General features: G+C 29.6%; 32 protein-coding genes. 24 read left to right on the forward strand and 8 right to left on the reverse strand.

The features are described from left to right. Positions 1–197: 197 nt before the first annotated feature. On the reverse strand, positions 198–608 hold the full coding sequence (locus FAY47_RS02175; RefSeq protein WP_143314777.1) for a hypothetical protein: 411 nt from the start codon (positions 606–608) through the stop codon (positions 198–200). Between the two features lie 242 nt (positions 609–850). Here FAY47_RS02175 and FAY47_RS20590 point away from each other — a divergent pair, with 242 nt between their 5' ends. Both FAY47_RS20590 and FAY47_RS02185 read left to right on the forward strand, forming a co-directional pair. Continuing rightward, positions 851–1,051 carry a hypothetical protein gene (locus FAY47_RS20590; RefSeq protein WP_143314778.1) on the forward strand — a complete coding sequence of 67 codons (201 nt, stop codon included), beginning with the start codon at positions 851–853 and terminating at the stop codon, positions 1,049–1,051. A 36-nt stretch (positions 1,052–1,087) separates the two neighbouring features. After that, complete coding sequence (locus tag FAY47_RS02185; protein WP_143314779.1) at positions 1,088–1,378, forward strand: hypothetical protein; 291 nt, start codon at positions 1,088–1,090, stop codon at positions 1,376–1,378. An 81-nt stretch (positions 1,379–1,459) separates the two neighbouring features. Here FAY47_RS02185 and FAY47_RS02190 read toward each other — a convergent pair whose 3' ends face one another. Then, positions 1,460–1,660, reverse strand: coding sequence for a hypothetical protein (locus tag FAY47_RS02190; RefSeq protein ID WP_143314780.1), 201 nt, complete (start codon positions 1,658–1,660; stop codon positions 1,460–1,462). Positions 1,661–1,902: 242 nt separating this feature from the next. Here FAY47_RS02190 and FAY47_RS02195 point away from each other — a divergent pair, with 242 nt between their 5' ends. After that, on the forward strand, positions 1,903–2,493 hold the full coding sequence (locus tag FAY47_RS02195; protein ID WP_143314781.1) for a hypothetical protein: 591 nt from the start codon (positions 1,903–1,905) through the stop codon (positions 2,491–2,493). Positions 2,494–3,041: 548 nt separating this feature from the next. Next, positions 3,042–3,212: a hypothetical protein gene (locus FAY47_RS20145; protein WP_185966690.1), complete on the forward strand. Its 171-nt coding sequence runs from the start codon at positions 3,042–3,044 to the stop codon at positions 3,210–3,212. 165 nt (positions 3,213–3,377) lie between these two features. Here FAY47_RS20145 and FAY47_RS02200 read toward each other — a convergent pair whose 3' ends face one another. The 3 genes from FAY47_RS02200 to FAY47_RS02210 form a co-directional block, all read right to left on the reverse strand. Further along, on the reverse strand, positions 3,378–5,057 hold the full coding sequence (locus FAY47_RS02200) for an alpha-keto acid decarboxylase family protein (protein WP_143314782.1): 1,680 nt from the start codon (positions 5,055–5,057) through the stop codon (positions 3,378–3,380). 363 nt (positions 5,058–5,420) lie between these two features. Beyond that, complete coding sequence (locus FAY47_RS02205) at positions 5,421–6,377, reverse strand: polysaccharide deacetylase family protein (RefSeq protein WP_207706209.1); 957 nt, start codon at positions 6,375–6,377, stop codon at positions 5,421–5,423. 472 nt (positions 6,378–6,849) lie between these two features. Next, positions 6,850–7,641, reverse strand: a complete 792-nt coding sequence (locus tag FAY47_RS02210) for an AAC(3) family N-acetyltransferase (protein WP_143314784.1) — start codon at positions 7,639–7,641, stop codon at positions 6,850–6,852. A gap of 316 nt (positions 7,642–7,957) precedes the next feature. Between FAY47_RS02210 and FAY47_RS02215 the strand changes: the two genes are divergently transcribed. Together FAY47_RS02215 and FAY47_RS02220 are read left to right on the forward strand one after the other, a co-directional pair. Further along, positions 7,958–8,347 carry a YmaF family protein gene (locus tag FAY47_RS02215; RefSeq protein WP_143314785.1) on the forward strand — a complete coding sequence of 130 codons (390 nt, stop codon included), beginning with the start codon at positions 7,958–7,960 and terminating at the stop codon, positions 8,345–8,347. 143 nt (positions 8,348–8,490) lie between these two features. After that, entirely contained in the window at positions 8,491–8,745 is a 255-nt protein-coding gene (locus FAY47_RS02220; protein WP_143314786.1) for a phage holin family protein, read from the forward strand. A gap of 15 nt (positions 8,746–8,760) precedes the next feature. Here the strand turns inward: FAY47_RS02220 and FAY47_RS02225 are convergent, their stop codons facing one another. Both FAY47_RS02225 and FAY47_RS02230 read right to left on the reverse strand, forming a co-directional pair. Further along, positions 8,761–9,219 carry an ImmA/IrrE family metallo-endopeptidase gene (locus FAY47_RS02225; protein WP_143314787.1) on the reverse strand — a complete coding sequence of 153 codons (459 nt, stop codon included), beginning with the start codon at positions 9,217–9,219 and terminating at the stop codon, positions 8,761–8,763. An 83-nt stretch (positions 9,220–9,302) separates the two neighbouring features. Next, positions 9,303–9,674, reverse strand: a complete 372-nt coding sequence (locus tag FAY47_RS02230; protein WP_143314788.1) for a helix-turn-helix domain-containing protein — start codon at positions 9,672–9,674, stop codon at positions 9,303–9,305. A gap of 151 nt (positions 9,675–9,825) precedes the next feature. On the opposite strand from FAY47_RS02230, the gene FAY47_RS02235 reads away from it, so the two are divergent. The 18 genes from FAY47_RS02235 (at position 9,826) to FAY47_RS02315 (ending at position 23,943) form a co-directional block, all read left to right on the forward strand. Then, on the forward strand, positions 9,826–10,005 hold the full coding sequence (locus tag FAY47_RS02235) for a helix-turn-helix transcriptional regulator (protein WP_143314789.1): 180 nt from the start codon (positions 9,826–9,828) through the stop codon (positions 10,003–10,005). 31 nt (positions 10,006–10,036) lie between these two features. Next, entirely contained in the window at positions 10,037–10,825 is a 789-nt protein-coding gene (locus tag FAY47_RS02240) for a hypothetical protein (protein ID WP_143314790.1), read from the forward strand. Next, a complete protein-coding gene (gene dnaB, locus FAY47_RS02245) occupies positions 10,826–12,139 on the forward strand; it encodes a replicative DNA helicase (RefSeq protein WP_143314791.1) in 1,314 nt (437 codons plus the stop codon). 1 nt (position 12,140) lies between these two features. Next, positions 12,141–12,524, forward strand: coding sequence for a nitroreductase (locus FAY47_RS02250; protein ID WP_143314792.1), 384 nt, complete (start codon positions 12,141–12,143; stop codon positions 12,522–12,524). A gap of 228 nt (positions 12,525–12,752) precedes the next feature. After that, positions 12,753–13,181 carry a chloramphenicol resistance protein gene (locus FAY47_RS02255; protein WP_143314793.1) on the forward strand — a complete coding sequence of 143 codons (429 nt, stop codon included), beginning with the start codon at positions 12,753–12,755 and terminating at the stop codon, positions 13,179–13,181. 2 nt (positions 13,182–13,183) lie between these two features. Further along, the gene (locus FAY47_RS02260; RefSeq protein WP_143314794.1) at positions 13,184–13,663 is read left to right on the forward strand and encodes a hypothetical protein; all 480 of its coding nucleotides are present in this window, start codon (positions 13,184–13,186) and stop codon (positions 13,661–13,663) included. 31 nt (positions 13,664–13,694) lie between these two features. Next, positions 13,695–14,039 (forward strand): DUF6673 family protein, encoded by a 345-nt coding sequence (locus tag FAY47_RS02265; protein ID WP_143314795.1) that lies wholly within the window; start codon positions 13,695–13,697, stop codon positions 14,037–14,039. Continuing rightward, positions 14,039–14,632, forward strand: a complete 594-nt coding sequence (locus FAY47_RS02270; protein ID WP_143314796.1) for a bacteriophage Gp15 family protein — start codon at positions 14,039–14,041, stop codon at positions 14,630–14,632. The genes FAY47_RS02265 and FAY47_RS02270 overlap by 1 nt, the downstream gene beginning before the upstream one ends. 84 nt (positions 14,633–14,716) lie before the next feature. Continuing rightward, entirely contained in the window at positions 14,717–16,786 is a 2,070-nt protein-coding gene (locus FAY47_RS02275; protein WP_143314797.1) for a hypothetical protein, read from the forward strand. A gap of 7 nt (positions 16,787–16,793) precedes the next feature. Next, positions 16,794–17,660: a phage tail domain-containing protein gene (locus tag FAY47_RS02280; protein WP_207706210.1), complete on the forward strand. Its 867-nt coding sequence runs from the start codon at positions 16,794–16,796 to the stop codon at positions 17,658–17,660. Positions 17,661–17,671: 11 nt separating this feature from the next. After that, complete coding sequence (locus tag FAY47_RS02285; protein WP_143314799.1) at positions 17,672–18,313, forward strand: hypothetical protein; 642 nt, start codon at positions 17,672–17,674, stop codon at positions 18,311–18,313. After that, positions 18,289–19,680, forward strand: a complete 1,392-nt coding sequence (locus FAY47_RS02290; protein WP_143314800.1) for a hypothetical protein — start codon at positions 18,289–18,291, stop codon at positions 19,678–19,680. The genes FAY47_RS02285 and FAY47_RS02290 overlap by 25 nt, the downstream gene beginning before the upstream one ends. Positions 19,681–19,695: 15 nt before the next feature. Further along, a complete protein-coding gene (locus tag FAY47_RS20780) occupies positions 19,696–20,457 on the forward strand; it encodes a phage tail protein (protein ID WP_143314801.1) in 762 nt (253 codons plus the stop codon). 19 nt (positions 20,458–20,476) lie between these two features. Next, a complete protein-coding gene (locus FAY47_RS02300; protein ID WP_143314802.1) occupies positions 20,477–20,845 on the forward strand; it encodes a hypothetical protein in 369 nt (122 codons plus the stop codon). Beyond that, positions 20,846–20,986 carry a CD1375 family protein gene (locus tag FAY47_RS20150; RefSeq protein WP_185966691.1) on the forward strand — a complete coding sequence of 47 codons (141 nt, stop codon included), beginning with the start codon at positions 20,846–20,848 and terminating at the stop codon, positions 20,984–20,986. Positions 20,987–21,028: 42 nt separating this feature from the next. Next, positions 21,029–21,514 (forward strand): phage holin family protein, encoded by a 486-nt coding sequence (locus FAY47_RS02305; protein WP_143314803.1) that lies wholly within the window; start codon positions 21,029–21,031, stop codon positions 21,512–21,514. Between the two features lie 354 nt (positions 21,515–21,868). Next, complete coding sequence (locus FAY47_RS02310) at positions 21,869–22,498, forward strand: DUF488 domain-containing protein (RefSeq protein WP_143314804.1); 630 nt, start codon at positions 21,869–21,871, stop codon at positions 22,496–22,498. 86 nt (positions 22,499–22,584) lie between these two features. Then, on the forward strand, positions 22,585–23,943 hold the full coding sequence (locus FAY47_RS02315; protein WP_143314805.1) for an MATE family efflux transporter: 1,359 nt from the start codon (positions 22,585–22,587) through the stop codon (positions 23,941–23,943). 44 nt (positions 23,944–23,987) lie between these two features. On the opposite strand, the gene pflB is transcribed toward FAY47_RS02315, so the two are convergent. After that, entirely contained in the window at positions 23,988–26,219 is a 2,232-nt protein-coding gene (gene pflB, locus FAY47_RS02320) for a formate C-acetyltransferase (RefSeq protein ID WP_143314806.1), read from the reverse strand. Positions 26,220–26,497 lie beyond the last annotated feature (278 nt).

Consider the following 26,497-nt stretch of genomic DNA (forward strand, 5'->3'; position numbering starts at 1 on the left):
CTAATGAACCGCCGTATACCGAACGGTACGTACGGTGGTGTGAGAGGTCGGTAGATAAAATAATTATCTACCTCCTACTCGATTTATTTCATAAATAGCAAATTAATATTAGCTTTTACTATTGGAAGTGCAAAAATTTTTCTTTGATATTTAAGTGTATTAGCTTTATTATTTAGCTAAATAGAATTTGCATGTAGTTAAAAAGTAACTATTTTCAAATCTATAGTTTCAGAATTTTCGTCTAAAGATATATTTACTGTTACTGAATCTGATTCTATTATATTTGTGCTTTGCCCTTCTCCAGATACTTTATGTTCAAATGTTTTGGTATTAACTGAATCCCCTAAATCTATATCTCCACTTCCATGATTTGTGTTTGTTTTATAAGAATATTTTAAATTCTTATGAGCTTTTAAATCTGATAAATCACCCTTATAGGTAAAAGTTAATGCTCTTTCATCTTTAATTCCATTTAATGATTCAGTGAATTGTACTTGCCAATTTGAATTCTTACCTTCATATTTATATTCTTTTTTGTTATTGTTTTGTGGTGAACACCCTGTAATAATCAATAAAAATAATATTAATATTATTTTCGTTTTTCTCATTTCTTCACCATCCTATTTTTTGTAAATTTCTTATTATCAACATATTATCATAATTACACCAAAAAAATAATGTTTTGAGAAGCTGTATCCAGAATATTATTAGGGATAATAATAGTTTTAAAGTTGAATCTATTCTTTACACAATTTTAATGTATAATAAAGCAAGTAATGTATAATAATTGATAGAGCGTATTGTTAATTTATATTTTTGATCTTACAAAGATTAGTGAAAGGACGATGTTATGATTAATAAAAATCTTAATAACAAGCTTATTAATATAATTGTTTTTATTTTATTCATTATAGTAATATGTATGGGGATAATTTCTGTTATTGAATGGAAAAGGACAAATGATTTGATTTTTATTATATCTGGACTTGTTAGTATTTTAGGTATTTTATTTAATATCTACCTTTTATCAAGAGTAAAATCAAAAAAATAGGCAGTGATATTTTTCGTGAAAGAAGGAGGATAATATATGACTGATGAAGTGTTTGTAAAAAAGTGGTCTACAATAATTGAAAAAGGATATAAAAATTATATAATACCTAGGGTTATTTTAGGGGCTAGTTTAGGAGTATTTGGAGGAGTGTTAACTACATGGGTGTCATATATAACCTGGAATAAGGGTGCATTTAATTCTATAATGCGTTATATTGGCGCTGCTTCTATTGGTACAGTTATAGGTGTAATAATAGCAAGTAATTCTTTATGGAGAACTAATGAAAAAAGATATTTTAAATTTATGTCAAAGAATCAGAAGTTATAATTAGATAGATACATCATATTAACTAACAGAAACAATATTGTACAGGAAAATAGTCTTATCTAGATGTAATACTTACTCATCTTAATATGACAGATCCCATGGGACTGTCGCAGAACCATCTGCAAAAAAGGCTGTGCCATTCCCTTCTTTAGATTCACCAAATATAGGATCAATTTGAGTGAGGGGTTCTACTACTGTGTTTGTTGTTTCTGCAAGTGCTGAAACAGGTGTTACCAAAGTAACTGCCACCATACCTAAAGCTATTAATTTCTCGAATTTCATTGCTTGTGCTCCTAAATCTGTATTTGAGTTCAGATTACACTATATGGTAGTAAAGCGCTCAAGTTTTTGTATAATTTTAAATTAATTGAAATAATTCCGAAGAATATTAAAAGTATAGCTTGCTTTTGATATTATTTTTTCAATTTATAACTTTAAAATTATGTGGTTGATATATTTTACAATTAGTGACATAATATATATATAATAACAGATAAGGATAATTGAGGGGGACTGCGAGCAAAATGAATATTGAAAGCAAAATAGAAAACACAATTGTAAACGAAGTTTTTAAATTATTTACACAAGACAAATTTCAAGAAGGTAAAATGATATTAAAAAAAATATATTTGCAAAGCTATAGTCATATAAAAAGTTTAAGGGTTAGACGCTTGCTCATTCATAACCTAGCTTGGGTTGAAGATGAATTGGGGGAAGTTGAAAGTTCTAAAATACATATTAAGATGATTAAAGATGAATTAGAAAATGATCCTGATTATATAGATAAAAATATATCTGATTATTGCTTAATCTTAAATCTTTATTGTGAGATATTTAAGGATGAAATCAATATTAATGAGTATAAAGAAATTAATCTTTTTATATCTAACTATCATCATGAAAATGGAAGTTTAGGTCGAGAATATGTTGCATTAGCTAATGTGTATTTAATAGACAAAAAATGGGATAATATAATTTCATTGGTTTTAAAATTAAAAAAATATAATGTAAATAAATATTTTATAGATGGAATGCTAGAAGCATTAGGGAAACATAATGTATATGCTTTTCATAAAGCATATCATTTATTGAATGGAGGTGAGGTTTATGTTTAATTTTTTATTTAATTTTACTACTCTAATAAAAGACATGTGGGGATAAAAAATAAAATCACATGCTTGGTAGGCAAGGGAGCTGTCGCACTAATTAATTAGTGCGACAGCTTCTTTATTTCGCTTAAAATAATTTTTACACATTTTTATGATATCTGCCAAAGTAAATCTTACTTTCATGATATAAGAGAACTATCGTTACATAAATCTTTATAATTTTTTTTAGTTACATATGCATGTATTAAATTATGTAACATATACATATATTGAATTAGATTAATTTAATATTTAAAATTAAGGAGATAAAAAATGAAGCTATTGAAGTTTTAATTGTTGTTGATGTAGCAGGAGCTACAACAGACTCATCAAATTTTGGATAAAAGTATGTATATCTAGTAGATAATACAGGATATATAGGTGGTTCAGGAGAAGGTCAGTGTGAACTTTGTACTAAATGTCAAGCTGAACAAATTATTCATTGGAGAGTTGCTCCTATTTCTGCTGATGACAATATATCTATTTCTGGATTTACTAGTTGTGGTTCTAGTCAAATGGTGCCTAACATTTGTAATCCTAGACAAGAGGGAAGTGGAAGTGAAATATACTGGAGAGGGGTAGTAGACCCAAATGCTCAATCAGGTAGTTACCAATATTCAGTTAACCTTATCTTAAATGATAATACTACACCATTTACTTTTGACCCATTTATTATAGTTTCTTAGTGACATAAATATTACTTTAGTAAAATCAATAAAGGCATATACTTAAAAAAAGTATATGCCTTTGTTTTAAATTCTTTTCTATTAAGCTATTTTATTTAAGGAATGTAATTCAAGAAGTGGTCACTTACTTCGTAGTCATCTCTAGAAAATTCAGCCGAGATATGTTTATTTTCCAAATAGCATTCCGAATTTTTCCAGGATTTTAGGTTTATCATCATAAGACATGATTACTTCAATAAATCTTAGCTTATCTGAATTATGGACAGCATCATTTAAAGCTTCTTCAAGTTCAGTTTCACTTTGAACCTTAAATGAAATAAAATTTCTTTCATGAGTTAAAATGCTAGGTAATTTATGATATTGCCAAATTCCAATATCATTATAAGGTTGATATTTCCCATGAATTGCTCTTTCAATAGTATAACCATTGTTATTGATGAGAAAAATAATGGGGGTTATATTCTGTCGTAGTATGGTTGATAATTCTTGAGCAGTCATTTGGAAAGAACCATCACCAATTATTAAAATATTTCGTCGAGTTCTATCTGCAAGTTGTGTTCCCAAGAGTGAAGGAAGAGTATAACCTATGGATGCCCATAAAGGTTGACCAACAAAGGTTGCTTTATTTGGGATAGGCATTATAGAAGCACCACAAAAAGCAGTACCTTGATCAGCAAGTATAACATCTCCTTCTTGTAAAAAACCACATATATATTGCCAAAAACGTTTTTGTGTTAACTTTTCATTTGATTTGGATATAAATCTTGAAGTGAATGAAGAAGCATTAGAGAGATTAGGACTAATGTTTAATTCTTCAGTAGGTCTGTGATGTAATAATAAGGTTAACTGATTAAGAACATCTTTCATAAAAATAGAATTATAATTCTTATCTTCAACCTTTGCAGTATAAGGATGAATTTCTATAACTTGATTATCAGAAAAACCTTGAGAAAATCTACCTGTAATAGTGTCTATTAATTTTACTCCTATACTGATAATGCAATCAGATTCATCAACTCTTTTTCTTACATAAGGAGAACTTAAAGTTCCACTATAAACTCCAATAAATTGAGGATGTGTTTCAGGAAAAACTCCTTTTCCCATACTTAAAGATGCAACGGGAAAACCTGTTTTTTCAGCTAAGTCATATAAAGTTTGTTGAATTTCATAACGATTTACTTCAAAGTCAGTTAAAATAATTGGTTTTTTAGATTTATCAATCTTTGTAATAGCATCATGAAGGAATTGTTTCAATATTTTTTCATTTCCCTTGGTCGATTCAGCTAATAAAGTTAATAAAGATTTTTTAGGCTTATTAATAGGTTTATCACATATATCAATTGGTAAATTAATATGAACGGGACGTTTTTCTTTTAAACAAACTAATAAAATATGATCAATTTCTTGGTCAGCATTTTCTTGTGTTAAAAATGTTTGCGCAACAGTTACTTCCTTAAACATATTTATAAAGTGTTGAAAATTTCCATCTCCTAATGAATGATGAACGTACAAGCCCTTTTCCATCACTATTGTAGATGGTGTACCAGTAATTTCTACTACAGGTACATATTCTGCATAAGAACCTGCAATACCATTAATTGCACTTAATTCTCCAACACCATAGGTTGTAATAAGTGCTGATATTCCATTTATTCTAGCATACCCATCTGCTGCATAGGCTGCATTAAGTTCATTACAATTTCCAATCCACTCTAGTCCATCATGAGCAATAACATGGTCTAAAAATGAAAGATTATAATCACCTGGAACGCCAAATATATGGCTAACGCCTAATTCATAAAGTCGATCTAATAAGTATTTGCTTACTGTATATTGATTATTCACACAAAACACCTTCTTATATTACTAGAAATATATCTTATATTTTATAATTAAGTTTTCACTAACTTTGAATTTATACATAATTTTATAGCTTCACTAATAGGAAGCTGTAATCTATCATCTAATCCATTTTATATCTAATTGTCGTTAATTATGCTATCATTATTTACAAAAAGTGTAAATTGTATTTTTGCCTAAATTTATATATTTTTTCGCTAGTGCTTAATTATGAGCAAATACAAATTATTAAATAAGAGTAATAAATAACATAATACAAAAAGTTAAGTAATTAATTGAGATGCAGTAAACATTTCAAATACAAAGAAGCTATCTTTACTTTATTAAGATAGCTTCTTATAATTATAACTATTTAATTGTTTTAAATTCAAAACCTCTTTCTTTAAACATATCTATTATTGATTGCAATGATTTAACGGTTTCTTCTTTTCCATAAGTATCATGCATTAAAAATACAACACTATCTGCATTAGGACCTAAAGCATTGAGAGTTTGTTTACTTATGTCTAATAATTCTTTTGCTGTTTTATTTGGCTTTCCTTCAGCATCTTTTGATAAAGCATCCCAATCTATGCTAGCATAGCCTTTTTCATCAAGGATAGGCCTTATTTCTGTTCTTCCATCCCAAGACCAATATCCACCTGGAAATCTTATGACTCTTGTTGTAAAATCTTTACCTAGTATGCTTTTTAAAGTTTTATCACACTTGTCCACATCTCCCATAAAATTAGTAGGACTTATTACTCTATTAGGATATAAATAATGAGTATTATGACTATAGGTATGATTACCTATAGCATGTCCTTCTTTAACAGTTCTCTTTAATAGTTCCTTTGATTCTTCTGAACTTTCTGCATTTTTTCCCATTATCATAAATGTAGCTTTTATTCCATTCTCTTTTAATATGTCTAATACTTTAGGTGTATTAGTTGTAGATGGGCCATCATCAAAAGTTAAATAAGCAATTTTCTTTCCATCTGTACGTACTGGATACTTTATTTGATTTTTATTTAATTTATTTGTAATATTAGATATTGTAATAGCATCCTCAGCATTTGGATCCTTTTCTAATGGAATATATCCACTATTATCTAAATCAGAATTATCTGTTTTATCTTCTGTATTAGGCTCATTTGTCACTATAGAATCTTCTACAACTTCTGCCTTGGTATAAAGTTTTTCTTGATCGCTTTCAAACTTTATCTTTGCTGCAACTCCACAAACAATAATAACTATTATAATTGTTATACCTAAAATAATTCTTTTTTTAGCATTTCTTTTATATCTTTCTCTTCTTTGATTCATAACACTTTTTCTTATTTTCTGTTGTCTCATATATATAATGCCTTTCTATTTATAATATTATCTACCAATTATTGTACTATTTTGTAGATATATATTCAAGAAGTATATATTTTAAGTTTATAAAGAAAAAGGTAGGATTCGTGTATAACAAACATGAATTCTATCTTTTAAAATTAAGTATGGTGTATCAAAACGTATTTCTTAAAATTTTACTATGGTTAGGGTTTATTTTTCTTGTAATATCAATTTTTTTACAAAAAATAAGAAAGAAACAACTGAAAGAATTGGATAACATATTCTAATTATATAAGGAGTGAATATGGACAAAAGAATAAGAATATTGGTGATACTTAACTATATTAGTTGTTCTAATAACTAAAAATATGGGTCTCTGTATCAATGGAACAGAGACTGAAATTATATTATGTTTCTCTGCTAAAAGAAAAATGAAATAAAACATATCTTGAATGTATTAAGGTCTGTTCTGTTCCATCCATTGAACAGCCCAATCTATCAAGGGTCTTTGTTTCATAAACCTTACATCTGCATTACCAACCTTATTAACTTTAATGTTCATTTCTTTATCATATTCAGCTCCAAGTTTAATGAAATCACGATCATCTACTGCCTGAGTTTTATATGTTACCCATTTTCTAATCCCATTAACTAAAATAGCGCTACTTTCATCTACAAATTTTTTGCTTGAAAAGTTTGCTTTGGCTTCTGCTAAATGAAGAGAAGTATTTTTATCATAGCCTACGCCAATTAATAGTACATATCCATCTAGCTCATATAATTTATCTAAGGGTGAGCCTTTTCCAAAAATATTACTTAAATCATGTGTAGATGTAATATATTCAGCATGCTTGCCGATTGAAGCAATTGACCTAGCTGGATGTTCTGTTCGTTTAGCACCTGGCCATTTTCTGAACATTTCTGCAACAATGCCCATACCTATAGCAGGAGTAATTTCCTTATCATAAGCGGGCCAGTTTTCTCGAATTATAGGCCAATATTTTTCAGGAACTTCCCAATGAACTCCGCTAGATGGATCTAAGTTTTTCCAGGTTTGCGAAGGCATAATTAAAGTTCCTTCATCTCCAACAATTTCTAGAAGTGCTCTTATTAAAGTTTCAGCACCTCCAACAACAAAGCCTAATTTACTTAAAGAAGTATGAACAAATATAGTTTGTCCTTGAGATAGCCCGCAATTTTTAAATTGATTAATTAAATCTTCTTTGGTTAGTATTGATATTTCCTCCATTTTAAAACCTCCTAAATAGAAATAGAGTTTAAATCTTAAATATTAGTCTATTTACATAATAAGTTATTTAAATTTAAAATACAAATATTACCTTTTGAGTTTTTGTAGTACAAACATTTCCGAAAAAACCTAAACAGATATATAAGATAGTTGGATACAGGCATAATATATTTTAATTTTACTTCACCATATATATGGTAATATTCTAAAGAATATGCTGGTAAAATGCTGGGTGAGGGAGTGTAGGAATATAATTCACATAATTTATTTTAGAAACATAGTATGTATTATATTAAACTATTTGGAGGAAGTTCTAATGGGCTATAAAGAAAATCAATATGAACATTGTTCTAAAGATAAAAATAAATGCTTAATCCCAAATCATAATCATGAATTCCTATCAAGTACAGATTATGCTAGAGACGATGAAGGAGAAATCCACAATCATCGTATTGCTGGAGTAACTGGACCTGCAATTAGATTTGGTAATTCTCATGTTCACAAAGTAGAAGCCTTTACAGATACTTTTGGCGATCATTTTCATAGAATATCAGATACTACTGGGCCTGCAATTTTTCTTCCAGGAGGAAAACACATTCATTTATTAGAAGGAGAAACATCTTTCAATGATGGACATGATCATGATTACTTCTTTGCTACACTAATTGAGAATCCTAGTGAAGTACCAGAGAGTAAAAAGTGTTAAGAATTATATTATGGAGTAAGAATTTTCTTACTCCTTTTTATATTAATAAATTAGAAAAATAGCTATGAAAAATAAACATATTTATGGAAGTATATAAATAATTATAAGTATACCCAAATTTCAAGTGGATAGGGGTGATAAGCATGGATTTTTTAAGTTTAATTAAAGATAATTTATTGGAGCTTATTCCGGCAGTGTACATTTTAGGGCTAATATTAAAAGGTACAGAGAAAGTACCTGATAAATATATACCTGTCATTCTCCTACCAATAGGAATCGTAGGTGCTTTTGCATTTGCTGGCATAAGTGCGCAATCAGTTGTACAAGGGATATTAATTACTGGAGCTGCTGTTTATGTTAATCAACTTTTCAAACAGGTTAAGAAAAATGAAAATTAAAAAAATTGCTATAATCTATAGCAATTTTAATATTCCTAGGTTAGGCTCAAAAAAAATAATATAGTTATTTAATTTTACATGAGTACCATATCTTCTTTTATAATATTCTAAAGTTAAGTCAAGAAAGTGAGGTGTAACATCTAAATAGTTGGCTAAATCACTTTTATTTGTTATTCCATCTTTGAAAGCTGATGTTAAGTGTGACAATGTAATTAATTTTTCACAAGCCCACCTTCTTGCTATTGATTCTTTCTTTTTAGAAAGTATAGAATTATCTAAAATATCTCCTGTACTAGTATAGAAGTGTCCAAGCTCTTCGGCAAGGATACATTTTTTTTCTGTATTTGTTTCAATTTTGTTATCTATAGCTATTACTCCATCAGAATAATATCCTTTAGCTTTTCCTTTAAATGAAACTTCCAATATATCTACGTTGTCATTTGTAGCTTTAGCAATTAATTCGTCGTATTCCATACATATCCTCCTATGAAAGTATATCCATTTATATGAATAGTATAACATAAAATACGAACAAATGTTCTAAAAATTAAAATATTTTATTTTTTCTTTTTTGAAATTACATACCTTATAAAGTTTTCTATGTCCTCTAGATCATCTTCTGTAAACTCTTCACCTTCAAAATGGGCAGCAAGAGTATTTATATTATTTTCTTTTACTAATTTATTTATTTTGTCCATTGGCTTAATGGTGTTATTGTAATTTCTTATTTCTGATTTACCTAGAAGATAATCCAAGGATATGTTGAAGTAATTTGCTATTTTAATTTTTATTTCATCATTAGGAGTACTATTACCATTCTCGTACATAGAGATTGTGGTTTTTCCAACTCCTAAAATTTTACCCAAGTCAGATTGAGTCATATTATTTTCTTTTCTTAGCTCTTTCAATCTATCTGATAAAGCAATCATATTTACTCTCCTTTTAAATACATGTTCAATAACATTGTACTTAATATTGAAAAATATTAAAAGATAAATTTAAAAATCTATATTGACGGTTCAAGTAATTTGGACTAATATAATGAATATAAGTTCAAGTAATTTGGATAGGGGTGAGAAAATGTTAAAAAAATTAAGATTAAGAAATGGCTATACTATTGCTGAAATAGCTAAGTTACTAGGTTATAAGAGCAAAAGTGGATATTGGGCATTAGAAAATGGTAAAGTTGAACTTACTATGTCTAAAATAAAAAAACTTTCCAAGATATATGGAGTAGAGATGAAAATTTTTTTTGAATAGTAAGTTCAAGAAACTTGAAAGAGGTGTTAAGATGAAAAATGCAATAAGTGGGTTTAATCAAGTGAAGCTTATAGAGTTTGGATTAGATTTAAAATATGCGTTACTTTTACGATATTTTGTTGATTTTAGGGATACTAAAAGTATGACTATAATTATAGTTAATAATGAACCATACTATTGGTTAAGTTACAAGCATATGAAAGAGAATATTCCTATAATTGGAATAAAGAGCAATGACGCTTTAAGAAGAAGACTAAAAAAACTTGAAGAGTGTAAGATCCTTGGACATTATCATAAGCTTCAAGGTGGAAGTTATTCTTATTATTGTCTTGGAGAAAATTATCCTTTGTTAATGTTAGATAATACTGAAAAGAAAAAAGATTATAATAACTATAATTCAGAGATTAAAGCAGAGAAAGGTTCAGACTTAAAAGTAGGATTCCTTGAGAAAAAAAGTTGCACTCCTCCTACTGAAAATAAGGAACAAAATAATCTTTCTACTATAAATAATAAGTTTAAATATAATAAATATGATATAGAGGAAATATGGGGATTATATCCGAATAAAAAGGGAAAGGCAGAATCTATAAAGAAAATCCCGAAGATATTAAAGAAGATATCAAAGGAAGAGCTTATAAGATGCATTATGAATTACAAAGGGGAAGTGAAGTATAAGGATAAAAAATATGTTTTAAACAGATCTACTTTTTTTAATGGGAGATATGAAGATTATCTTGAAGAAGAAAGTGAAAATTTAAGCCTGGTGAGTAGTGGAGAAGACAATATTTCATTTAGCATAAATCTGGAGGAGGATATGTAAATGAGTGAATTAAGAAGATTGCCTTATTCTACTGATGCTGAAGAAGCTGTTTTAGGATGCATTATCAATAATATAGACAAGCTATTATTTGTTGGAGATGTTTTAGATATAGAAGATTTTTATTGGGAGAAAAATAAGTTAATATTTAAAATAATTAAAAAATTGTATGAGAAAAATATTAACGTAGATTTAATTACATTACTTGAAGAAATAAAGGCTAGTGGAGATGTAGAAGTCTGTGGGGGGATAAGTTATATAACTAAATTAAGTGTTGATGGAGCATTTAATAACAATATCAATGATTACATTAGGATTATAAAGGATAAAGCTAATAGAAGAAAACTTATCAATGTGGGTAAAGAAATAGTATTGAAGAGTTATGAAGAATGTGAAGTTAATGAGGTTATTAATGAAGCTGAGGATTTATTACATAAAATATCTAATAACAAGAATTTGGAGAATATAGAACCTGTTAAAGTAGTTTTAAAGGAAGCTTTAAACAAAATAAAGGAAACATGCACCTTGGAAGATGATATCTTAGGAAATTCAACAGGTTTTTTAGAAATAGATGAAACAATATCTGGTCTTCAGAAAGGAGATTTTATAGTTATAGCAGCTAGACCATCCATGGGGAAAACTGCATTTGCTTTAAATATAGGGCAATATGCTTCAAAAAAAGCATCTGTTTTAATATTTTCTATTGAGATGACTAAAAAACAACTTATGGAAAGATTGTTATCTTCTAAGTGTTTAATACAATTTAACAATATTAAAAATGGAAATCTAAATGATGAGGAAATTTCAAAGTTAGTTTTGTCTACTAATGATTTAGAAAATAGAAAGGTTTTTATAGATGATAAAACAACGAATCTTTTAGAAATGAAAGCTAAGTGTAGATATTTAAAGATTAAGGAAGGATTAGATATTGTAATTATAGATTATCTTCAATTAGTGGAAGGAATGGAAAAGAGCTACTCTAGAGAGCAGGAGATAGCCAAAATATCTAGAGAATTAAAAAAACTGGCAAAGAATTTAGATGTAACAGTAATAGCATTATCACAATTATCAAGAGCAGCTGAACAAAGAAATGACCATAGACCAATTCTTTCTGATCTTAGGGAATCAGGCTCTATTGAGCAAGATGCAGATATAATAATGATGCTTTATAGAGATGAGTATTACAATAAAAATTCCAAGGATAAGAATATAGCTGAAATTATTATAGGTAAAAATAGAAATGGTGAAGTAAGGACAGTAAAACTTGGATGGATTGGGAAGTATCAAAGATTTGCACCATTAGTTAGGAGGAGTTAAAATGAATATAAATAAAGAAGAATATAAGGAATTAAGAAAAAAAGCAGAAATGAAACTTAGAGATTATCCTTACTATTTAATATCATTAGAAAATCCAGGCTTTAAAGGAGCTACAAAATGGGGGGAAGTATCAGGTCGAATAAATAGTTTCAATAGTACAGTTGAGAATTCTGTTTTGGATTTAGATTATATGAAAGGTGTAGTAAATGTAATTGATTGTGTTATGGAAAGATTAGATTCCAGTAGTAAGAGAATTATAGAGACTGCCTATTTTAGAGATGATATATTAAGAGAAGAAGTACAAGCAGAACTTATGATAGATAGAAATAGGTATTATAGATTAAAGAAAAAAGCATTAGAGAAATTTATGATAGTATTTAGATAATTTTTTGAGAAATAATTAGTGACAATTTTATGTACAAATTTATGTACATAAGTGATACGATTTTATATACCAATGGGAAAATACATGTTAGAATTTATGTATGGTGAAAAACTGTACAGAGAGCCATGACAAAGCACAAGCTAAATGAAGCTTGTGCTTTTTATATGAAAAAAGGTACCTTATAAAAGTTCATAAAAGATTTTAACCCTAAAAGGGGGTGAAAGCTAAGTGACAATAATAGAAAGTTTAAGATTATTGATAAAGGATTGTCCCTATTTACAAGAATTTAATAAGGGAATTAATAATGAGAATAAAGATAATACTTCTTGTTTATATGAATTAGAAGAAATACCTACTGAGCCTATTTTAAAGAAATACGTGAATGGAGACAGTATAAATCAATATGAATTTATGTTTATAACTAAAGAAGCTTATGAAAAAGAAGTAATTAAGAACTTAATTGAAAGTGAGTTTGACAAGCATCTTATTTCTTGGCTTCGTAAGATAGTAAATAATAAAAATTTACTAGAACTAGATAGTAATAGACAAATACAAAATATAGAAGCAAGCTTAACAGCTGAAGCTTTGGAAAAAGAGAATTTAAAAGAACAATATCAAATTAAATTTAGATTAACTTATTATGATGGAGGAAGATAATTATGGCAAATGAAACAATTCAAAGACATCAATTAGCAGATTATTTAATGGTAGGAGGAACTTATGAACTTATGGGTGCAGGGTTTAGCACATTAGATGAAAACCCAACAGCTCAAGTTGATACAAAGACTTATGTTAATGATAAGTCAAGCACAAGTGTAATAAAAGGATATCAAACTCAGTTTGCTTATACTTCAGATTTAATTAAATCTGAAAAAGCAATAATGGCTTTATATGAAGTTGGTAGAAATCAATTAACTGGAGCAGATGCACAGTTTGATTATATTAGAGTAGAACTATTTAATCCTGTAGTAGGTAAAGAAAATACATTTAAAGCAAGAAAGTTTAAAGTTACATGTGAAGTAGCAAGTTTTGCAGGAGCAGGTGGAGAAACTGTAGTTGTAAGTGGTAATCTTTATGCAATTGGTAAAATTGTAGAAGGTGAATTTAACACAGTGACTAAGGCATTTACCGAAGCTTAATTTTAAATTTAAAAAAATAGGAGAGATGATTATGGTTATTAATGGAGTTGAACTTGAGGAATTAGATATATTTGATGCAAATACAATGGAAAGATATGAAAAAGCTATGGACAAAGTGGTTAAAAGTACACAAGAATATAAGGAGTTAAAAGGTTCAGAAATAGTTAGAAAAGAATGTGAAGTTATTTTTAAGTGTTTTAATGAATTATTTGGTGAAGGTACAGATAAAAAGATATTTGGAGATAAAATAAATATCATAACTTGTCTTAAAGCATTTGAAGAATTAGTTGAACAAATTAATTCTAAGCAAGATGAATTGGAAAAGTTAACTTCAAAGTATTCACCTAATAGAGCTAAACGTAGAAGTAAAAAATAATGAATATTTTAATTGATTTGCTACCTGAAGAAGTAACTATAGATGGGGTTAATTATAAAATTAACTCGGATTTTCGTACCTCTATGTTATTTGAAATGATGATGCAAGATAATGAAATAGATGAAAGTGATAAACTGATAAGAACTATTGATTTATATTATCCTGTTATTCCCGAGAATATTGAACAAGCTATAGAAAAAGCATTATGGTTTTACAGATGTGGAAAAAGTATTCAAAATGGTAAAAGAGATAATAATGGCAAGAGCGAGCAAATTTATTCTTTTGAATATGATGATGAGTATATATATTCAGCATTTCTAGATCAATATGGATTTGACTTGCAAGATACTCAAAACCTGCATTGGTGGAAGTTTAAAGCTATGTTTAAATCTTTAAAGGAAGATAATGAAATAGTGAAAATTATGGGATATAGAGCTATGACTATTTCAAATAATATGTCAAAGGAGCAAAAAGATTTTTATAGGAGTATGAAAAGGCTCCATGAAATACCAAAATCTAAATCAGAGCAAGAGAAAATAAATGATATAGAAAAAGCTTTATTAGGAGATGGAGACTTAACTAAGATTTTATAATATGAAAAGATAGCAATTAAGAAGTTTATTTAAATATAAACTCTCTTAATTGCTAATTTTTTTAAAGAAAGGCAGGTGAAATACATGTCGAATAAGAAAAAGAGTAATAAGAAAAGTAAGGAAACTGAAACTACAGAGGTTAATGCTGATACAAAAGATAAATCCGCTGAAGGGGAGAAGGAAGTAGGTTTTCTTAAAAAGTTAGAAGAGGCTGCAAAAAGTTCTTGCGAAAATATAAAGAAGTCAGTTAGTGGAGCAATAAGTATTATAGGTGATTTAGCAAGTAAGATGGGATCTGATACAACAAAAAAGGCTGAGGAAGTAAAAAAAGCTTATGAAGATATATCATCTAAACTGTTTGAGAAGTTTAAGGGACCTGTAGAAAAAATTCTGGATATAGCATTGAATTCTCTTAATCAAATATCGGATGCAATTAATAGTGGAACAATATCTGATGATTTAGATGGCATTGCAGATTCTATTGGGAAGGTAATAGATGTTTTGGGGGATGTTATAAAAGAATGGCTGCCTAAAATAATAGATTTATTGAAATGGGTTATTGATAATAGTGGAATTGTTGAAAATGCTATTATTATGATAACAGGTGCTTTAATGGGCTTGAAAGCAGTAAAAGAAATAGGAAAAATAACTGAAACTTTTGCAGCTCTATCAAATCCAATAGGTATCGTAGTTACAGTTGTAGCAGGTCTCGCAGCTCTATTCATCAATTTATGGAATACTAATGAAGGCTTTAGAGATGCAGTAATAAGTGCATGGGAGGCAATAAAAGAAGCATTTTGTGCTGTATGGGATGTACTAGTGGAATTCTTCACAGAAACAATCCCGGATGCATGGCAAACAGTATGTGATCTTTTTTCAGGAATAGGAGATTGGTTTGCAGAAATTTGGGCAGGTATACAACAAGTATTTATAGATGGATGGCAAGCAATAGTAGAATTCTTCACAGAAACAATACCATCAGCCTGGGAAGAATTATGTGAATTTTTCTTAGGAATACCAGAATGGCTAGGAGAATTATGGATCACCATACAGCAAGCATTTATAGATGGATGGCAAGCAGTAGTAGATTTCTTTACAGAAACATTGCCAGAATGGCTAGCATCTTTAGTTGAATGGTTAGGACAATTACCAGAACAAGTTGGATATGCTTTAGGATTTATAGTTGGAAAAATTATAGAGTTTGGTGAGGCTTGTTGGGAATGGATTACTGGAACATTACCATCTATAATACAGGGAGTTATAGATTGGTTTGCGACACTTCCGGATAGTATATGGCAGTGGCTTCTTGGGGTTTGGAATAATATAGTTACCTTAGGAACGAATATATGGAACTGGATTACTGTTGATTTAGCTTCAATAATAGGGGGAATCATAGGCTGGTTTAGTAAACTACCAGGAGATATATGGAATTGGTTAGTTAATGCTTTTAATAATGTAGTCCAATGGGGAGCTAATGTTTACAATAGTGCAGTGCAAGCAGTTTCCAATATGGTAAGTGCAGTAATAAACTGGTTTGCAGGATTACCAGGGTCTATATGGCAATGGCTTTGCAATGTAGTTAGTAGTTTGATTCAGTGGAAAGATGATATGGTACAAAAAGGTGTGGATGCAGCATCAGGACTTATTAACTCAATTATAGATACAATTTCTAGTTTACCAGACAAGATGCTTTCAATTGGTGAAAATATAGTTAGAGGAATATGGGATGGTATTACAGGAATGGCTTCTTGGCTTAAAGATAAGGTTAGTGATTTCTTTGGTGGTTTTGTAGATGAAATTAAGGATGTGCTAGGGATTCATTCTCCATCAAGACTTATGAGAGATTTAATTGGTAAGAATATTGTAAAAGGTATTGGAATTGGAATAGAACTTGAAGAGCCAAATCTTGAAAAAGCTGTACTTGGGGACTTATTAGGACTTACAAGTAAAATGAGAGCTACTGTTGACTATGAAACAGCCAAAACATCCAGTAGCGTAGTTGGCTTTGGTGAAAATTTAAGCAGTAGATCGAATATTATTAATAATAATGAAAATGGTGTAACTCAAAATATTACTATAAATCAACCGGTTAAATCTCCAAGTGAAACTGCTAGAGCAATAAAAAGAGCAGGGAGGGAATTAGCTTTTGGATAAATATAGTTTGAATATAAAATTAGAATGCGGCGAAATAAATAATAAAAAGCTTTTGGAAATAAGTAGTAATTCTGAATATAAACTTCTTGAAGTTGAAGGTCTTGAAAGCTCAGAATATGATGTGAATATCACAAATAATTCACAGTTTGATGGAGGTCTTGTAGAAAGTAAGAGAATATCATCTCGTAGTATAGTATTTTCAGCAGAGTATACTGGCAATGGGGATTTATCATTAGAGAGGGAAGAATTAATTTCATTTTTTAATCCTAAGAAGACAGGAACTTTAATTGTAAGTTGTGGTAATGGTGAACGTAAGATTGATTATGAAGTTGAAAGTTTTAAAATAAAACAAGCTAATATATATGATCCATTAAGTTTTTCAGTTACGTTAATTTGTCCAGATCCATATTTTAAGGACATTAATGTTACTGAAAAAGTCATAGCAGTATGGACAGGTGGATTAAGCTTTGAGTTTTCACTGCCATTATCATTTAAAACAAGAAATGCTAATAATGGTGGAGTTATTTCAGAAGAAGTAATTGTAGGTGGACATGTTGAAACTCCATTAGAAATTGAATTTAAGGGACCAGCAGTGAATCCAACAGTAAAAAATGCAACTACAGGAGAGCTTATTACAGTAAATCAAAAGATAAATGAAAATGAAATTCTATATATTAGCACAGCATATGGAAATAAGAAGGTAAAGATACTTGGTAGGGGAGAACCTATAAATGCATTTAACTATATTGACTTAAAATCTACTTTTTTTAATTTAATACCAGGTAAAAATATAATTCAATATAGTAATACAGATGAAACATTAACTGAGCAAAATGTTTCTATAAAATTTACAAACAAATACTTAGGAGTTTAGGAGGTGATATCTTGGAGTATAGTGGTTTTTTTAATGGAAATTACAAATATGGCCAAGAAGAATTTAGTAGATATTTTGAAAATATCTATGAAAATGGAGTAAGTTTTAAAGATAAAGATAAGTTGGCTCCATATGAAAAAGATCAAATGACTTTAAAGGTGACAAATGACGGATTACGATTAAAAGTTGCACCGGGATTTGCTATTGTTAAAGGTTATTATTTATACAATAAGGAAGAGAAAGTATTAGATATAGCTAAGCCAACAGAAGGAAAGAGAATAGATAGAGTTGTAGTTAGATTAAATTCAACAGTAGGAAGTAGTTCTATGAGTGTTGAATTAAAATCTGGAACCAATGTTAAAGAACCTGATCTAACAAGAAGTGATAATATCTATGAATTATCTCTAGCAAAAGTAATTATTAGTGCGGATGGAAGCATTATAGTTGAAGATGAAAGAGCTTATGATGGCCTTTGTGGAGGAATTAGACCTAAAAATGTATCAGCTTATGAAAATATGATAGCAAAAATAGATGAAGCTTTTAATAAGTGGCTTAGCGAAGAACAAAATAAAGGTAGAGAGATTTATATACAAAGCGATAAGCCAAAAGAAAGCGTGAGTGGATCTATATGGATAGACATATCAGCAGTATAAGAATATTCGATAAAAATATTAATTTTCTAGGAGAAGTGGATGATTTCACTTCTCTTTTCTTTATAAGAAAATGGGATACTTATGGAGAATTTGAATTTCACCTTACTAACATAGATAAAGACCTAATAAAAATAGGAAATATTATAATGATAAATAATGATGAGAATAAGGTTGGAATAATAGAATACATCGAGATAAACGAAGAAGATAGTGATGATATAAAGGTTAAGGGGTATAGCTTATTATACATGCTCACCTTTAGAGTCACAGTTCCTCCAGAAAATTGTGATGTTCATAGTTTTAATGATATGTCTGTTGAAAAAATTATGGCTTCTTTAATAAAGAGAAATGCTATAGAATCATCAAATGGTAATAATGAGCGTATTATTGGAAACTTAACTTTGCAAAATTTAGATTATAACGGACATGAAGAGGCTGGAAATATCATTAAAACTTTTGAAACTAAGTATGCAAATCTTTGTGATGAATTGACAAAGCTTTCTAAGACTAGAGGGTTAGGTATCACAATAGATCTAGATTATTTAAATAAAAAATTTGTATTTAGGATATTAGAAGGTAGGGATTTAACAGTGTCTCAGAGGGGAAATTCTCCTGCAATTTTTTCTGTTGAATATGATAATGTAAAAAAACAAAATTATATTGAAAATAAAATAGGGTTTAAAAATTGCGCATATGTTGCAAAATCTAAATCGGCAGAAGAAAAGGATATCGATGTAGTATATGATGATGACATTGGCATAGTTAAAGGTTTAGACAGAAGAGAAATACTTATTGATGGTGGTAATTCTGGATTCAAAGATCAACTTGATGCTTTAGGAAAAGAAAAGTTAAAGGAAAAGAAACAGGAACTAAAAACATATGAGTGTGAAGTGAATCCAGAAGGATACAAAGATACATGGGATTTAGGAGATAAGGTAACTACTATAAGTAAGAGATATGGATTTAATTTTGATAATAGAGTTAGTGAAGTTAAAGAGGTATATGAATCAAATACAATAAAAATAGAACCTACATTTGGAACGTTACAACCAACTGTTTTGGAGGTTGTTAAGAAGGATAGTAAACAAGGTTTAGAAAGTAAAAGTAATACTGAATCTGTAACAAAAGTTGGAGAAAAAGGAGAAACGGGACCACAAGGACCTAAAGGAGAGATGGGGCTACAAGGGCCGAAAGGGGAGACTGGACCGCAAGGACCCAAAGGAGAAATGGGGCCACAAGGACCTAAAGGAGAGATGGGGCTACAAGGACCACAAGGAATATCAGGGAAAAGCGGTACACAGGTAGTAATACAATCATCTCAGCCACAGGGGTCGGCTAGAGGAGATATATGGATACAAGTAATGTAAAGAAAGGTGATAATTATGGCAATAAAAAAAGGAATATATAAATATGATACAGGTGTGAAAGATCAAAATGGTAATGAAATATTTGATGAGATATATTTCAAAACTTTGGGTAGCTTAGTTGAAGATGACACATCTCATAGATTTTCAACTGATTCAGAGAAAGCTGTATGGAATGGCAAAGCAGATAATGTTGTTGTGACACAAATAGCAAATGGATTAATGAGTACAGCAGACAAAAAGAAGTTAGATGGAATTCAAACAGGAGCAAATGTCTATGTGCATCCAAGTTCTCATGGAGCTGCAATGATTACTGAAGATTTTAATCATAGGTTCGTAACAGATGCGGAAAAGATAGTATGGAATAATAAGACTAATGATGTTTCCTTGGTAGGAATGGTTTCTTATTTTGCTATGAAAACCCCTCCAGCTGGTTGGATTAAATGTAACGGGGCTACTATTAGTAGAAACACATATAGTAGATTATTCAGCGTAATAGGAACAACTTTTGGTGAAGGTGATGGAAAAACAACTTTTAAACTTCCAGATCTTAGAGGTGAATTTATTAAAGGCTGGGATGATGGAAGAGGATTAGAGAATGGTAGGCTATTTGGTAGTTGGAATGGGAATCAAGCACAAATAAATAAATATGAATCATCTGGATATGGATTGTTAGGCGGAAATGGAATTGGTTATTGCGACAGAGTATATGTTAACACAGAAGATGGTAATTATGCACATCCTAGAAACGTAGCGTTATTAGCATGTATTAAATACTAAGAAAGAAGGTTTTGGAAACATGGAAATATATAATTATAATTCAGAAGGATATTTTGTAGGCGCTAGCGAAGCAGCTGAAAGTCCATTAGAAGAAGGAGTTTACTTAATTCCAGCTAATGCAACTACAATAGAGCCGCCTGTAGCTGATAAAGGTTTTATACAGTTTTTTGATGGAATAACTTGGGCAGTTAAGCCTATTCCAGTAGAAGAAAAAAAGTCTGGATCAGAAGAAGTGCCTAAAAATGAAATAGCGGTATTAACGAAAGAAAACATACAGTTAAAATTATCTATAGCAGAAATAGTAGAAAAGCAAGAAAAAGATAAATTAGAAATACAGTTAGCTTTAGCAGAATTAACAGAATCATTGAGTAAAGGAGGGAATATATAAATGGTACAAGTATATGCTGATTTAGTAGAATTAGGACTAAGAGCATTGGAGAAAAATGATAATGGAATAATACTAGTTCCAGTTTTGTTAAAAGAAAAAGTTAAAGAAGAGATTGAAAAAAGAAAATTTAGCAATAAGTAGTATTGAACATGTGCTTTTTATTAGCTTCAAGAGAGAAAGAAGGTGAGCAAGATAGAAAAAGTAAATACAGCAAAAGCGTTAATAGCAAGTATAGGAGCATTCCTAAGTGCTAAGCTTGGATTGTTATATATAATAATACCACTTCTTATGGCCGTTATGATAATTGATTATCTAACAGGTATGTTATCAGCTAAAAAAGAAGGGACAACCAATAGCAAAGCAGGTATGTGGGGAATAGTTAAAAAGTTACTTTATGGAGTAGAAATAGCTGTAGCTATGATTGTGGATTGGACTATTATAAATGTGGCAAATAGCTTAGGCATAAGTATTAGAGTAACAACATTTTTTGGACTATTAATTACAATATGGCTTGTTATAAATGAAGTGGTCTCTATATTGGAGAATTTAATAAAGTTAGAGGTGCCACTACCAGAATTTTTAATGGAAGTTGTAAAAAATTTCAAGATTGTAGTAGAAAGCAATGGTAATAAGTTAGCTGAAAAGATTAAAGTAGATGAAAAAGAATGATTTTAATAGAGTTTATAGAAAAGTTTATAATTTTTCATAACATTTTATTCTAAGATAAAACTCTAGCTTATGAAATAAAGCCTGTAAATTATAATAGCACCTTATGGTAAAATAAAAAATATCATAGAGTGCTATTTTTTATAGACAAAAGAATATTATTTTATATTTAATATCGTAATAGAAAGCCTTCCTATTAATTGAATAGTTGGAGAAAATATATTAAAAACTTTAATGTTCATATCGAATTTTAGTTTACTATATAGAAAAAAATTACAATTAATAGTATAATAATAAATATAAGTAAAATATGAAATGTTAACAACTTATTTTGGAGATTTTTAGGAGGTGATTTTGATGGATATTTATACAATTGGGCATTCAAATTACACAATAGAAAGATTAATAGATATGCTTCGAAGATATGAAATTGATTGTGTTGTAGATATTAGAGGAATCCCTTATTCAAAATATAATATTCAGTTTGATTTAGAAACAATAAAATATTTATTAACCAAGGCAGGATTTATGTATTTATACATGGGAACAGAGTTTGGAGCAAATAGGAAAAGTAAAGCTTCGTATACAAAAGAAGGTTATGCAAATTTTGAAAAGGTTGTCAAGGAAGAAGAGTTTAAAACTGGAATCAACAGATTGAGGGAAGGGTGTAAAAAAGGTTACAAAATTACATTGCTCGGCGCTATGCAAGATCCTATAAGATGTCATAGAAGTATTTTAGTAGGAAAAGCACTTAGAGATTATGGCTTTAGTGTTAAACATATATTAGATGATTATTCTTTAGTATTACAAGAAGATATAGAAGAAAAACTATTAGATAAGTATTTTGCAAATAGAAACCAAGTAACTATGGATTCCTTACTAGGAAATGACCTAAGCCAAGAAGAGATGATTAACGAAGCATACAGAAAAGCAAATAAGGAGATAGGATATAGGATAGAAAATTTAAAGTTTTCAGATAGCTTTTGATTTGTAATATTTATGGTATAATATTTCTATTACAATAAAATAATAACTTCTTTTACAGTTATTATAGGAAAAGAGGCTATTTAAAGATGGTTATAAGGAAAAACGTATTACGTCTAGCTGTACCGATAATGGTTGAGCAAACTTTTGTTATGCTGCTTGGTGTCTTTAATACTATGATGGCTGGTCATATTGGGGAAGAAGCTGTTTCTGCTATAGGAATGGTTGATTCATTAAATAATATATTTATATCTTTCTTTGCTGCTTTATCAGTAGGAGCTACCGTAGTAGTTGCACAGCAAAAAGGAAAAGATGATTTGAAACAGGTTAATGAAACAGTTAAACAAGCGCTTATTTCAGGTTTAATTATTTCATCAGTAATTACAATGTTTATGTGGATATTTAGGGTAGGGTTAATAAATTCTTTCTATGGCTCAGCTACTGAATTGGTAAAAGCAAATGCTAAGATATATATAGAATACACATTAATTACATATCCATTTATAGCAATAGAGCAAATTGCAAATGGAATATTAAGGGGATGTGGAGATACTAAAACTCCTATGATAATAACTATTTTTATGAATATAATTAATATTATTTTAGGATATATTTTGATATATGGAATTGACTTAAATTCTCTAGGAATTAATTTTAGTACACCTTCATTTGGAATTAGCGGGGCAGCAATTGCGATAGCTATTGCAAGATTAGTAGGAACTGTTGTAATAATTTCTAACCTAGTAAGAGGAAGTAATAATATAAAATTGAGAAGAATTCTTCCTTTTAAATTTGATATTAAGGTTCAAAAGGAGATATTTGGAATAGGAGTTCCTGCTGGAGTAGAGCAGCTCCTATTTAATGCAGGTAAATTTATTGTACAAGTATTCATAGTAACTATGGGTACTGTATCTATAGCTTCAAATACAATAGGAATGTCTATTTGTCAAATTCCAAACGTGTTAGGTAACTCTCTTGCTATAGCTGCAACAACGTTAGTAGGTCAATATGTGGGAAGAAATGATGTTAAAGGTGCTAAGGGAACCTTGATTTATTTGTGCAAATTTGCAACGGTGTTTATGGTGATAATAGGAATAATATGTGTACCTTTAGCACCAACTTTAGCAAGTTTATATACTGATAGTGAAGATGTTATATCACTTTCAGCAACTTTAATTAGAGCAAATGGAATAGCTATGGTTATTTGGCCGATATCTTTTGTTTTTTCAGCAGGATTAAAAGGAGCTGGAGATACTAGGTATACAATGGTTACAGCTATTACAGGTATGTGGCTTTTTAGAATTTTAATAGGATATCTTTTAGGAGTAATATTAGGTCTTGGTGTACTCGGAATTTGGATTGGAATGTTTAGTGATTGGTTAGTAAGAGGAAGTTTATATTCTATCCGATTAAAGGGGACAAAATGGCTTAAACATAGAATTGTATAAAATCAATAAAGGAGTAAAACTTTAAAGTTTTACTCCTTTATTGATTACATTTTTGAATGGAAAGTTCTGTTTATAACATCTAGTTGTTGCTCGTGAGTTAGTTTTATAAAGTTAACTGCATATCCAGAAACTCTTATAGTTAATTGAGGATATAATTCTGGATGATCCATTGCATCTAATAAAGTTTCTCTGCTAAATACATTAACATTTAAATGATGAGCATCTTGAACGAAATATCCATCCATTAAGTTGCTTAAATTAGCTATTCTATCTTCTGGTGTTTTTCCAAGAGCATCAGGTATTATTGAGAAAGTATTTGAAATACCATCCTGTGAATGTTCATAAGGTAATTTAGCAACTGAGTTTAATGATGCTAATGAACCACTAGTATCTCTTCCGTGCATAGGGTTAGCTCCTGGTGCAAATGGTTCGCCTGCTTTTCTTCCACATGGGGTACTTCCAGTTTTCTTACCATATACAACATTTGAAGTAATAGTTAACACAGATTGAGTATGATATGCATTTCTATAAGTCTTATTTTTTCTTATTTTGTCCATCATATTTTTTACTAAAAACACTGCAATATCATCTACTCTATCGTCATCATTCCCGTATTTAGGGAAATCTCCTTCTATTTCAAAATCAACAGCTATTCCTGCTTCATTTCGTATAGGTTTAACTTTTGCATACTTTATTGCTGAAAGTGAGTCTGCACAAACTGAAAGTCCTGCAATACCACAAGCCATTGTTCTAAATACATCTCTATCATGAAGAGCCATCTGCAAACTTTCATATGAATATTTATCATGCATATAGTGAATTACATTTAATGTATTGACATATAATTTAGCTAACCAATCTGTCATAACATCAAATTTCTCCATTACTTCATCATAATCAAGATATTCAGAAGTCATTTTTTCTGTTCTTGGCCCAACTTGAACGCCAGACTTTTCATCTATGCCACCATTAATGGTATATAGAAGAGTTTTAGCAAGGTTAACTCTAGCGCCAAAGAACTGCATCTGTTTTCCTACTCTCATGGCAGATACACAGCAAGCTATAGCATAATCATCTCCCCAGTAAGGAACCATTAAGTCATCATTTTCATATTGTACAGAACTTGTATCAATAGAAACTTTTGAACAGAAATTCTTAAATCCTTGAGGTAGTCTTGTTGACCATAGCACTGTTAAGTTTGGTTCTGGTGAAGGTCCTAAAGTATAAAGGGTGTTTAAAATTCTAAATGAATTTTTAGTAACTAAAGTTCTACCATCAAGTCCCATACCACCAATAGATTCAGTTACCCATGTAGGATCACCTGAGAATAAGTCATTATATTCTTGAGTTCTTAAGAATTTAACTAATCTTAATTTCATTACAAAGTGATCCACTATTTCTTGAGCTTCTTCTTCTGTTATTATGCCGCTTTGTAAATCTCTTTCAATATATATATCTAGGAATGTAGAAGTTCTTCCAATGGACATAGCAGCACCGTTTTGTTGTTTTATTGATCCTAAATATCCAAAGTATAACCATTGTACAGCTTCTCTTGCATTTGATGCAGGATAAGATATATCAAAGCCATAAACCTTCGCCATTTCCTTTAGTTCATTAAGGGCAACAATTTGGTCAGAAATTTCTTCTCTTAATCTTATTATTTCTTCATCTATAGTACTAACTTCTAAAGATTTTTTTTGCTTTTTCTTATCTTCGATTAACTGATCTACACCGTAAAGAGCGACTCTTCTATAATCTCCAATAATTCTTCCTCTTCCGTAAGCATCAGGAAGGCCAGTTATTATTCCATATTTTCTAGCTAGCTTCATTTCATCAGTATAGGCATCAAAAACACCTTGATTATGAGTTTTTCTATATTTAGAGAATATTTCAGATATTTGTTTATCTACTTCATAACCATAAGCTTTTGCAGCATTTTCTGCCATTCTTATTCCACCTTGAGGCATAACAGCTCTTTTTAGTGGGGCATCAGTTTGTACGCCAACAATTTTTTCTAAAGCTTTATCTATATATCCAGCTTCGTATTCATTTATACCTGAAATAGTTTTTGTATCTACGTCTAAAACTCCACCATTAACTCTTTCTTTTTCTAATAGTTCACATACTTCGTCCCATAACTTTTTAGTGTTTTCTGTAGCACCTTTTAGAAAGTTAGAATCTCCATTATATGGAGTATAATTTTGTTGTATAAAGTTTCTTATATCAATTTCTGTTGTCCACTTGCCATTATTAAAATTTAACCATTCTTTTTTCATAACAATTTCCTCTTTCTCTAAAATTTAAATAGTAAACTATTAATTGGTATTAAATAATAATTATTATTGATTAGTTTCTTTATCATAATATACCATTATTAATTAAGAAAAACAAGATAAAATATTTAAGAAAAATTAAATTTGAAAAAGAAACTATAAAATGATATTATTAATAAGTAAAAATTAGATAGACAGTTCGTTAGACCATCCTGTCTTTAAACAAAACTAGGCAAAATAAGATAACTATAAGTGAGCCTTCAAATTTTCTTGTTTAGCAA

The organism is Clostridium sp. HBUAS56017 (assembly GCF_007115085.1).
GTDB classification, from domain to species: domain Bacteria; phylum Bacillota; class Clostridia; order Clostridiales; family Clostridiaceae; genus Clostridium; species Clostridium cibarium.

What these genes read in the sequence shown, in the direction of transcription:
- FAY47_RS02235 (WP_143314789.1), top strand. Translation starts at nt 9,826, where the DNA reads ATGTTAAAAAAATTAAGATTAAGAAATGGCTATACTATTGCTGAAATA.
- FAY47_RS02210 (WP_143314784.1), bottom strand. Translation starts at nt 7,641, where the DNA reads ATGGAGGAAATATCAATACTAACCAAAGAAGATTTAATTAATCAATTT.
- FAY47_RS02220 (WP_143314786.1), top strand. Translation starts at nt 8,491, where the DNA reads ATGGATTTTTTAAGTTTAATTAAAGATAATTTATTGGAGCTTATTCCG.
- FAY47_RS20150 (WP_185966691.1), top strand. Translation starts at nt 20,846, where the DNA reads ATGGTACAAGTATATGCTGATTTAGTAGAATTAGGACTAAGAGCATTG.
- FAY47_RS02185 (WP_143314779.1), top strand. Translation starts at nt 1,088, where the DNA reads ATGACTGATGAAGTGTTTGTAAAAAAGTGGTCTACAATAATTGAAAAA.
- FAY47_RS02265 (WP_143314795.1), top strand. Translation starts at nt 13,695, where the DNA reads ATGGTTATTAATGGAGTTGAACTTGAGGAATTAGATATATTTGATGCA.
- FAY47_RS02300 (WP_143314802.1), top strand. Translation starts at nt 20,477, where the DNA reads ATGGAAATATATAATTATAATTCAGAAGGATATTTTGTAGGCGCTAGC.
- FAY47_RS20780 (WP_143314801.1), top strand. Translation starts at nt 19,696, where the DNA reads ATGGCAATAAAAAAAGGAATATATAAATATGATACAGGTGTGAAAGAT.
- FAY47_RS02190 (WP_143314780.1), bottom strand. Translation starts at nt 1,660, where the DNA reads ATGAAATTCGAGAAATTAATAGCTTTAGGTATGGTGGCAGTTACTTTG.
- FAY47_RS02290 (WP_143314800.1), top strand. Translation starts at nt 18,289, where the DNA reads ATGGATAGACATATCAGCAGTATAAGAATATTCGATAAAAATATTAAT.
- FAY47_RS02230 (WP_143314788.1), bottom strand. Translation starts at nt 9,674, where the DNA reads ATGATTGCTTTATCAGATAGATTGAAAGAGCTAAGAAAAGAAAATAAT.
- FAY47_RS02270 (WP_143314796.1), top strand. Translation starts at nt 14,039, where the DNA reads ATGAATATTTTAATTGATTTGCTACCTGAAGAAGTAACTATAGATGGG.
- FAY47_RS02260 (WP_143314794.1), top strand. Translation starts at nt 13,184, where the DNA reads ATGGCAAATGAAACAATTCAAAGACATCAATTAGCAGATTATTTAATG.
- FAY47_RS02275 (WP_143314797.1), top strand. Translation starts at nt 14,717, where the DNA reads ATGTCGAATAAGAAAAAGAGTAATAAGAAAAGTAAGGAAACTGAAACT.
- FAY47_RS02195 (WP_143314781.1), top strand. Translation starts at nt 1,903, where the DNA reads ATGAATATTGAAAGCAAAATAGAAAACACAATTGTAAACGAAGTTTTT.
- FAY47_RS02225 (WP_143314787.1), bottom strand. Translation starts at nt 9,219, where the DNA reads ATGGAATACGACGAATTAATTGCTAAAGCTACAAATGACAACGTAGAT.
- pflB (WP_143314806.1), bottom strand. Translation starts at nt 26,219, where the DNA reads ATGAAAAAAGAATGGTTAAATTTTAATAATGGCAAGTGGACAACAGAA.
- FAY47_RS02215 (WP_143314785.1), top strand. Translation starts at nt 7,958, where the DNA reads ATGGGCTATAAAGAAAATCAATATGAACATTGTTCTAAAGATAAAAAT.
- FAY47_RS02240 (WP_143314790.1), top strand. Translation starts at nt 10,037, where the DNA reads ATGAAAAATGCAATAAGTGGGTTTAATCAAGTGAAGCTTATAGAGTTT.
- FAY47_RS02205 (WP_207706209.1), bottom strand. Translation starts at nt 6,377, where the DNA reads ATGAATCAAAGAAGAGAAAGATATAAAAGAAATGCTAAAAAAAGAATT.
- FAY47_RS20590 (WP_143314778.1), top strand. Translation starts at nt 851, where the DNA reads ATGATTAATAAAAATCTTAATAACAAGCTTATTAATATAATTGTTTTT.
- FAY47_RS02310 (WP_143314804.1), top strand. Translation starts at nt 21,869, where the DNA reads ATGGATATTTATACAATTGGGCATTCAAATTACACAATAGAAAGATTA.
- FAY47_RS02250 (WP_143314792.1), top strand. Translation starts at nt 12,141, where the DNA reads ATGAATATAAATAAAGAAGAATATAAGGAATTAAGAAAAAAAGCAGAA.
- FAY47_RS02175 (WP_143314777.1), bottom strand. Translation starts at nt 608, where the DNA reads ATGAGAAAAACGAAAATAATATTAATATTATTTTTATTGATTATTACA.
- FAY47_RS20145 (WP_185966690.1), top strand. Translation starts at nt 3,042, where the DNA reads ATGGTGCCTAACATTTGTAATCCTAGACAAGAGGGAAGTGGAAGTGAA.
- FAY47_RS02315 (WP_143314805.1), top strand. Translation starts at nt 22,585, where the DNA reads ATGGTTATAAGGAAAAACGTATTACGTCTAGCTGTACCGATAATGGTT.
- dnaB (WP_143314791.1), top strand. Translation starts at nt 10,826, where the DNA reads ATGAGTGAATTAAGAAGATTGCCTTATTCTACTGATGCTGAAGAAGCT.